This is a genomic window from Thiocapsa sp. (assembly GCF_035467215.1).
In the GTDB taxonomy this organism is placed as follows: domain Bacteria; phylum Pseudomonadota; class Gammaproteobacteria; order Chromatiales; family Chromatiaceae; genus Thiocapsa.
In genome coordinates, this window is the sequence record NZ_DATITZ010000214.1 from 1 (window position 1) to 6,562 (window position 6,562).

Below are 6,562 nucleotides of genomic sequence, written 5' to 3' on the forward strand. Positions count from 1 at the left end.
GAACAAGGGGGACAACCCCGCGGAGGTGGTGGAGGGAAGGGGCGTAGCCGAGGGGAACGCTGGAGAGGCGCCCACGCACCGGACACAGAGCCGGGGTCGCGTGTCGATGGGTCTCGAAGGCGTACGCGAAGCGGCCCGCCGCTTCGCGTCATGACCCGAGGCAGGAGCCGTATGCGGTAATTCCGCACGTACGGATCTGTGCGGGGGGCGGGGGGTAACCTCCGTCCCTACCGCAACCCCCGGTTTTTCTCAGGAGAAAATATTAAGTCGCGGGGTCGGGTCTTCCGGTTTGCCCCAAGCCCGCGTATGGCGGAACGCGATAGCGGTTCCGCCATTTCGGTGGGCGGGTGATGGCGGAAATCAGGGCGGCTACCAACAAAGAAGTGTCGAAATAGCGACGCATCAGAAACGCGCGTCAGTCCGCATTTTACCGACAAATTGACCGGCATCCATGCCGACATGCATGGGTTGGCCATCGACGAATGCGAACAGCTCGGCCATATCGAATTGCGGGGACCTGACTGCGGGTTCGGCCACAATGCGCGCGATCGCAACACCGCGCCGTGTGATGACGACTTCTTCGCCCGCTTCAACTTGGGCCAGCACGGCAGACAAGCGGGCCTTCGCTGCCGCTACGCTAAGTATTTGCATAAGCACCTCCAGGCGAGTTGGTCATCTGACTCTATCATGGCGGATCTCAGGCCTCGCCGCGACTTGTGCGAAATTTCGGCCATGGAGGCACGTGGCGCGGAGCGCCACGGGATGCGTGACACCGCGAAGCGGGTGTCACGAGTCCGAAAACATCGCATCCCGCGCTGGACGCGGTTTAGATGTCGTCGATCAGCTCCAAGCGGCGTTCGATTCGGTCCAAGCGATCCTTGAGCCGGTCTATGGTTGCCTGCTGGCGCGCGATATCCTCGGCGGTTCCGGCCTCGTCGCGGCGAATCCCGGCGATCGCGGATTCGACTCGATTGATGCGATGCTTGACGTCGTTGAATTCGTTGTGCATGTCGGTCTGCAGCGCTGTGATCTGGTTCCGAAGAGCACGGAACTGCTCAAGAATGAGGTGCTCGATGTTCTCGGTCATGGCGATCATCTCCACCGGATTGCGGTTTTCCGAGATTCAGAGTGCCGTCTTGCTCGCGTCATCCGAGGTTCGGACGATGCGGTCATTGTCGCAATGGTAAACCAAGGCAAACACGACCGTTTTCGATCTCTAAACCGCGGTTGTCAGCGCTTGCCGCCGAACAGCCGTCCGAAGAGCCCCGATGCGGGTGCCTTCGCGGGCGCTTGCTCGGCCAGCGCGATCGCGGCCTCGGCGGCGGCCTTCGCGTCCTCCGTTTCCGCGGTCTGCCAGGCGGTGCTGAGCGTCTCCCAACGCGGGTCGCTGCTGTCCAGGCTCCAGGCCCGGATGTGTTTGTCGACGCTGCCCGAGTAGAGCCACTTGCCGTCGGGGCTGAAGGCGACGCAGTAGACGTCCTTTTCGTGGCCGGTCAGACGCGACATCTCGGCACCTGTGACGGCGTCCCAAAGGACGATCGTCTTGTCCGCGCTGCCCGAGGCGATCATCTTGCCGTCCGGACTGAAGACCGCGCTCCACACCGGATAGGTGTGCTCCTCCATCTCCATGATGAGCCCGCCCTTCTCGAGGTCCCAGAGACCGATCGAGCCGTCGACGTTGCTGAGCAGGAGCCGGGTTCCGTCCGGGCTGAACTGGGTGCTGTTGATGCCGTTGTTGATGACGTCCAGGCGCAGTAGCTCCTCGCCCGAGTCGACATCCCAGACCGCCATGGTGCAGTCGCGGCTGCCCGAGACCAGACGCGAGCCGTCGGTGGAGAAGACCACGCCCTGCACGTATTGCGGATGTCCCTCGATGGTGCGCACCAGGGTGCCGTCGGCGGATGTCCAGATGCAGATGGTGCCGTCTTCGCTTCCGGAGGCCAGCAGCGCGCCGTCGGGCTGGAAGTCAACGCTGTAGACCAGGCTACTGTGGCCGCTTTGGCTCCAGAGCGCCGCGCCGGTGGCGACGTCCCAGAGTCGCACGGTGGTGTCCGTGCCGCCCGAGGCGACCCAGTTGCCGGAGGGGTGGAAGCGCACGGTGTAGACGCGCCCGTCGTGACCCTGCATCTCATGCTCGACGCGCCCGGCGGCGACGTCCCAGATCTTGACCAGGCTGTCCCAGCTCGCGGTGGCCAGGCGCTGGCCGTCCGGGCTGAGGGCGAGTCCGTAGATGGTGTCCGTTGCCGCCGTGCGGGGCACGGAGCGCCAGTGTGGGGTAGGCATCGCGGTCTCCTTTTGACTGATGCGAATGGATTTTAAACCGCGCCCGATGCGGTATGCGTCGTTTGTTGGATGGGTTTGGCCGCGCCGGCTCAGGACTCGATCATCTGGTCGAGTCGATGACCCGGACGCACCATGGGGATGACGTTCTCGGCCTTGTCGATCCAGACATCGACCAGGACCGGGCCGGGCTCGGCCAGCGCTTGGGCGACGCCCTCGCGCAGATCCTTCGGATGCTTGATGCGCTGGGTCTTAAGGCGCGGGTAGACATATTTGAGGCCGGTCAGGTTCGGAATCTGACGCCGACAGGTCTGGTCCAGGTCCATGCAGTCCGGGTCGCAGCTCGCGTCGCGGGCGAGACAGGTCTCGTAGTGATGACCCTCGTCCATCATGTCTTCCCATTGGCGGACCATCCCGAGAAAGCTGTTGTTCAGGACGAAGATCTTCAGCGGAATCCGGTTGGCGACCAGGGTGCCGAGCTCCTGGATGTTCATCTGAAAACTGCCGTCGCCGTCGATCAGGACCACCGGGTGCGTCGGGTCGGCAAACCAGGCCCCGATGGCCGCGGGCAAACCGAATCCCATGGTCCCGAGCCCGCCCGAGCTGACCCACTGGCGCGGCCGGCGGAAGCGATAATACTGTGCCGCCCACATCTGATGCTGGCCGACACCCGTGACCAGGGTTGCGTCGCCCGCGGTCAGCTCGGAGATGATCTCCACGACGGCCTGCGGCTTGATGTACTCAGAATGCCCGTAGGCTTTGGGCATCTGCTCGCGCCATTGCGCGATCTGGGAGAGCCAGTCGGCATGGTCCGCGGCCTGACCGGTGGTCAAGGCATACTCGAAGAAGGCGCCGAGCTCCGCGACCAGATGCAGATCGGTCGCGATGGTCTTGTCGATCTCGGAGGGGTCGATGTCGACATGCGCGATGCGCTTGCCGGCGGCGAAACCTTTGACCGCAACCCGGTCGTCGAACCGTCCGCCGAGCGAGAGGATCAGGTCGGCATCGCGCAGGGCATAGTTGGCGGGGATGGTGCCGTGCATGCCCGGCATGCCGAGGTTGTGCGGCAGCTCGAAGGGCAGGGCACCGAGCGCGTTGAAGGTGGTGGTGACCGGGACGGCGAAACGCTCGGCGAAGGCCCGCAGTGCTGGTGCCGCGTTGGCATGAATGATCCCGCCGCCGGCCTTCACCACCGGGCGCTCGGCGACGGCGAGCGCGGCGAGGATGGCGTCGGCCTTCACCGGGTCGAAGGCGATCGGCTCGCGATGGCGGATCCGGGGCGGGTTCTGTCCGCTGGGATCCCGGCTCGTTTCGGCCAGTTGCACGTCCTTGCAGATGTCGACGACGACCGGCCCGGGCCGACCGCGGGTCGCCAGCGCATAGGCTTCGCGCAGCACCCACTCCAGGTCGCGGACATCCTTGATCAAGTAGTTGTGCTTGGAGATCGGCCGCGTAAAGCCGACGGTATCGACCTCCTGGAAGGCATCGGTACCGATCGCCGCACTCGGCACCTGGCCGGTGATTAAGAGTGTCGGGATCGAGTCCTTGTAGGCATCCGCGATGGGTGTGGCCAGGTTGGTCGCGCCCGGTCCGGACGTGGCAATCGCCACGCCGACCCGTCCGCTCGTCCGCGCATAGCCTTCCGCGGCATGACCGGCGCCGCCTTCCTGACGGCAGAGGATGAACTTGGGTGCCGGATCGCGGCGGCGCATCCGTCGATTCAACTCGACATGTAAGGGTATGACCGCACCGCCGGTATGGCCGAACAGATACTCGACCCCGAGGTCGGTCAGGACATCGAAGAAGATGGCGGCTCCGGATCGGCGGGCATGGATCATAGGGCGAATGACCAGGGCTCAGGGTCTAAGAAGCCGGTAATCATACCCCCACATGACACAAAGGGCAGGATGGATCGCCAACCGGGCGAGGCTTTCGGTTATCCTCCGCGCCTGGTCGGTCCCCCTCCGTCTCAAGGGTGGCGGGGCATCAAGAATCGCGATTGAGGACGTTGTCGATGAAAGCGATCGTTGGGCGGCTTGAAGGACTGTTTGAGAGATTGAGGCGGGTGAATTACGAGCGGCTCTTCGTCGTCTCGGTCGTGGTGGCGACCCTCACGGGGTCGGTCTATGTGTACCTCGTCGACTTCTATTTCGCGGGCGCGCCGGATCAGGCTGTCGCGGCCGATCCTCTGGTTGCGGAACGGGTTGCGCCGATCGGACGGGTGACCCTCGCCGAGCCTGTTGTTGCGGCGCCTGTTGTTGCCGCGCCTGTTGTTGCCGCGCCTGTTGTTGCCGAATCCGCCGTTGCCGAACCCGTGGCGGAGACCGCAGCCGCTGCAACCGACACGCCGGCTGACGAGTCGGCACCGGTTGAAGCGTCCGCCGAAGGCGGCGTCGCCGAGGTGTCTGCATCCGATACGGTTTCGACCGACATGGGGTCGGCCGCAGCGGCCGCGGCGTCTGATGTACCGCCCGAGCTGTCGTCCGAGCTCACGACGGATCAGGCCGAGGCGCAGGGCGCTGTTTCCGAGGATCCGATCGCGTCCCAGCCCGCATCGGCCGAGGCGGCCGGCGCGATTTTGGCCGAATCCGAGCCATTGGTCCCGTCCGAAGAGCTTCGGACAACCGCCCCTGTCGTGACCGACGAGCAGTCGCGCCCGGCGCCGACCTACCCGCCGGTTCCGCCGGGCTACATGCCCATGCCCGCACAGGGTTACGCCCCGGTCTATCCGCAATATCAAACGCCACCCGCGGGATCTCGGCAGGTACCCGGCGCACCGTCCTGGTACGCGCCGGGCCCCCACCAAGCCTATCCGCCGACCCCGTACGCTCGCCCCGGGGCGCCGGCGACGGGCTATCCGCCGCCGCAGGGCTGGATGCGCTGAGGTGTCGCGTGCCGGGCTCGGGATCGTCACGGCGGGCGGATCCGTCCCCGCCGAGGGTTGCCCCGAAACCGGCCGCCGCGTCGCAGGATAACCGGTCGAGGCTTTCATAAGCGCCGCTCCGGTCGAGCTGAGTCTGAACGGTGTCTACTATCCGCCCTGGCGGCTGGCGGCACTGCTCGGTCTGGTTTTCGCGATGGCCTTGGCCGAGCTCGAGCGGCGCACGCCTGTTCACGGATGAACCCTTCAACCTAGATCCGGCAGTTGAACGGCCCCTGGAGTGCGTCCCGCGAGGTGTCCGGCAAGGCGCGACGAGCTGAAGACCACACTCGGTGTCGTCGTCGCCTGGGGTATCGTGCTCTGGCAGCAACTGCCGGACCCCTTCCTCGCGCCGATCGCTGTCTTTGTTCCTGCAAACACCTTACCTCGGCGCATCGCTGCACAAGGGGCTCACGCGGGTGCTCGGCTCCCTGGTCGGGGCGCTGCTGGTGCTCGTGCTCCTGGCGTTCCCGATCCAGGACCGCTGGGCCTTGATCGGCGCGCTCTCTGCGGTGGTGGCGGTGTCGATCTATATGATCCGCAACAGCCGTTACGGCGACGCCTGGTTCATGCTCGCCATCACCGCGGTGATCATCGCCGGGGACGCGTCGCTGGATCCGAGCATGGCGTTTGCCAAGGCGGTCTCGCGCAGCTCGGAGGCGGTGGTCGGCATCCTGGTCGTGTTGGTGATCAACGGCCTGCTCCGGCCGCGTACCGGCGGCGCCATCTATGACCGTGTCTATTGCGATGCGCTTGCGGGGCTCGCCGAGCAGACAGACTCCGGCAGACGCCTTGTCCGCTGCGCGACAGTGCCTCGGTCGTCTGAGTGCGGACCCCGGTCGGGAGCCGAAAGCGGTCGCGGAGAGCGCCCTGCTGCACGCGACCGCCTTTGCATTGACCGGATTGATCGCGCGTGTGGAGGGCCTTGCGGATGCGGCCGTCGCCCTGACCGCCGGGCGCTCGCTTCCGGCCGCCGCGCTGGCCGCGGAGGTCCGCCCTCCGCTTGGCGAGCGGCTGGCCCGCAGGTCACTACATCGGGGTTGCGCGCGGGTTGCGGACCTTTGCCGAGGCGCTCGAGGCGATCGACTGGGCGGCGTGGCGGTTGCCCCGCTTCTAAGTGACGCTCGAACGCTGCACTTTCGGCACCGACACAGCGTCAGCGAAACCCATCCAGTCCGCGCCAAGGGCATCAGGCAGAAACCCGGCAGCGCGGCGGTTTGGAGGTGTTGTCGCTCACTTTGTTTCACCGGCCGATTCCCGAATTATTTCGCGATGATTACCCGCGCGTTTCCCGCACTGATCACCCCGGTGGCGCAGTGTTGGCAGGTGGATGAGTGCGAGGAGCGCGAAGGCGGTGTGTGG

At 65.7% G+C, this 6,562-nt stretch carries 5 protein-coding genes and 1 pseudogene; 2 read left to right on the top strand and 4 right to left on the bottom strand.

Annotation, left to right across the window (positions count from 1 at the left end):
• Positions 1-402 precede the first annotated feature (402 nt).
• From VLR48_RS12025 to ilvB, 4 genes are all read right to left on the bottom strand, one after another.
• A complete protein-coding gene (locus VLR48_RS12025) occupies positions 403-651 on the bottom strand; it encodes a type II toxin-antitoxin system prevent-host-death family antitoxin (protein WP_325292019.1) in 249 nt (82 codons plus the stop codon).
• Positions 652-826: 175 nt separating this feature from the next.
• A complete protein-coding gene (locus VLR48_RS12030) occupies positions 827-1,087 on the bottom strand; it encodes a hypothetical protein (RefSeq protein WP_325292020.1) in 261 nt (86 codons plus the stop codon).
• Between the two features lie 143 nt (positions 1,088-1,230).
• The gene (locus VLR48_RS12035) at positions 1,231-2,283 is read right to left on the bottom strand and encodes a WD40 repeat domain-containing protein (protein ID WP_325292021.1); all 1,053 of its coding nucleotides are present in this window, start codon (positions 2,281-2,283) and stop codon (positions 1,231-1,233) included.
• 89 nt (positions 2,284-2,372) lie between these two features.
• Positions 2,373-4,118 carry a biosynthetic-type acetolactate synthase large subunit gene (gene ilvB, locus VLR48_RS12040; protein WP_325292022.1) on the bottom strand — a complete coding sequence of 582 codons (1,746 nt, stop codon included), beginning with the start codon at positions 4,116-4,118 and terminating at the stop codon, positions 2,373-2,375.
• A gap of 176 nt (positions 4,119-4,294) precedes the next feature.
• On the opposite strand from ilvB, the gene VLR48_RS12045 reads away from it, so the two are divergent.
• Complete coding sequence (locus VLR48_RS12045) at positions 4,295-5,164, top strand: hypothetical protein (protein ID WP_325292023.1); 870 nt, start codon at positions 4,295-4,297, stop codon at positions 5,162-5,164.
• Between the two features lie 455 nt (positions 5,165-5,619).
• Positions 5,620-5,859 (top strand): annotated as a pseudogene (locus VLR48_RS20270) (FUSC family protein); the annotation flags it as partial.
• Between the last annotated feature and the right edge of the window lie 703 nt (positions 5,860-6,562).

What these genes read in the sequence shown, in the direction of transcription:
- VLR48_RS12025 (WP_325292019.1), bottom strand. Translation starts at nt 651, where the DNA reads ATGCAAATACTTAGCGTAGCGGCAGCGAAGGCCCGCTTGTCTGCCGTG.
- VLR48_RS12030 (WP_325292020.1), bottom strand. Translation starts at nt 1,087, where the DNA reads ATGACCGAGAACATCGAGCACCTCATTCTTGAGCAGTTCCGTGCTCTT.
- VLR48_RS12035 (WP_325292021.1), bottom strand. Translation starts at nt 2,283, where the DNA reads ATGCCTACCCCACACTGGCGCTCCGTGCCCCGCACGGCGGCAACGGAC.
- ilvB (WP_325292022.1), bottom strand. Translation starts at nt 4,118, where the DNA reads ATGATCCATGCCCGCCGATCCGGAGCCGCCATCTTCTTCGATGTCCTG.
- VLR48_RS12045 (WP_325292023.1), top strand. Translation starts at nt 4,295, where the DNA reads ATGAAAGCGATCGTTGGGCGGCTTGAAGGACTGTTTGAGAGATTGAGG.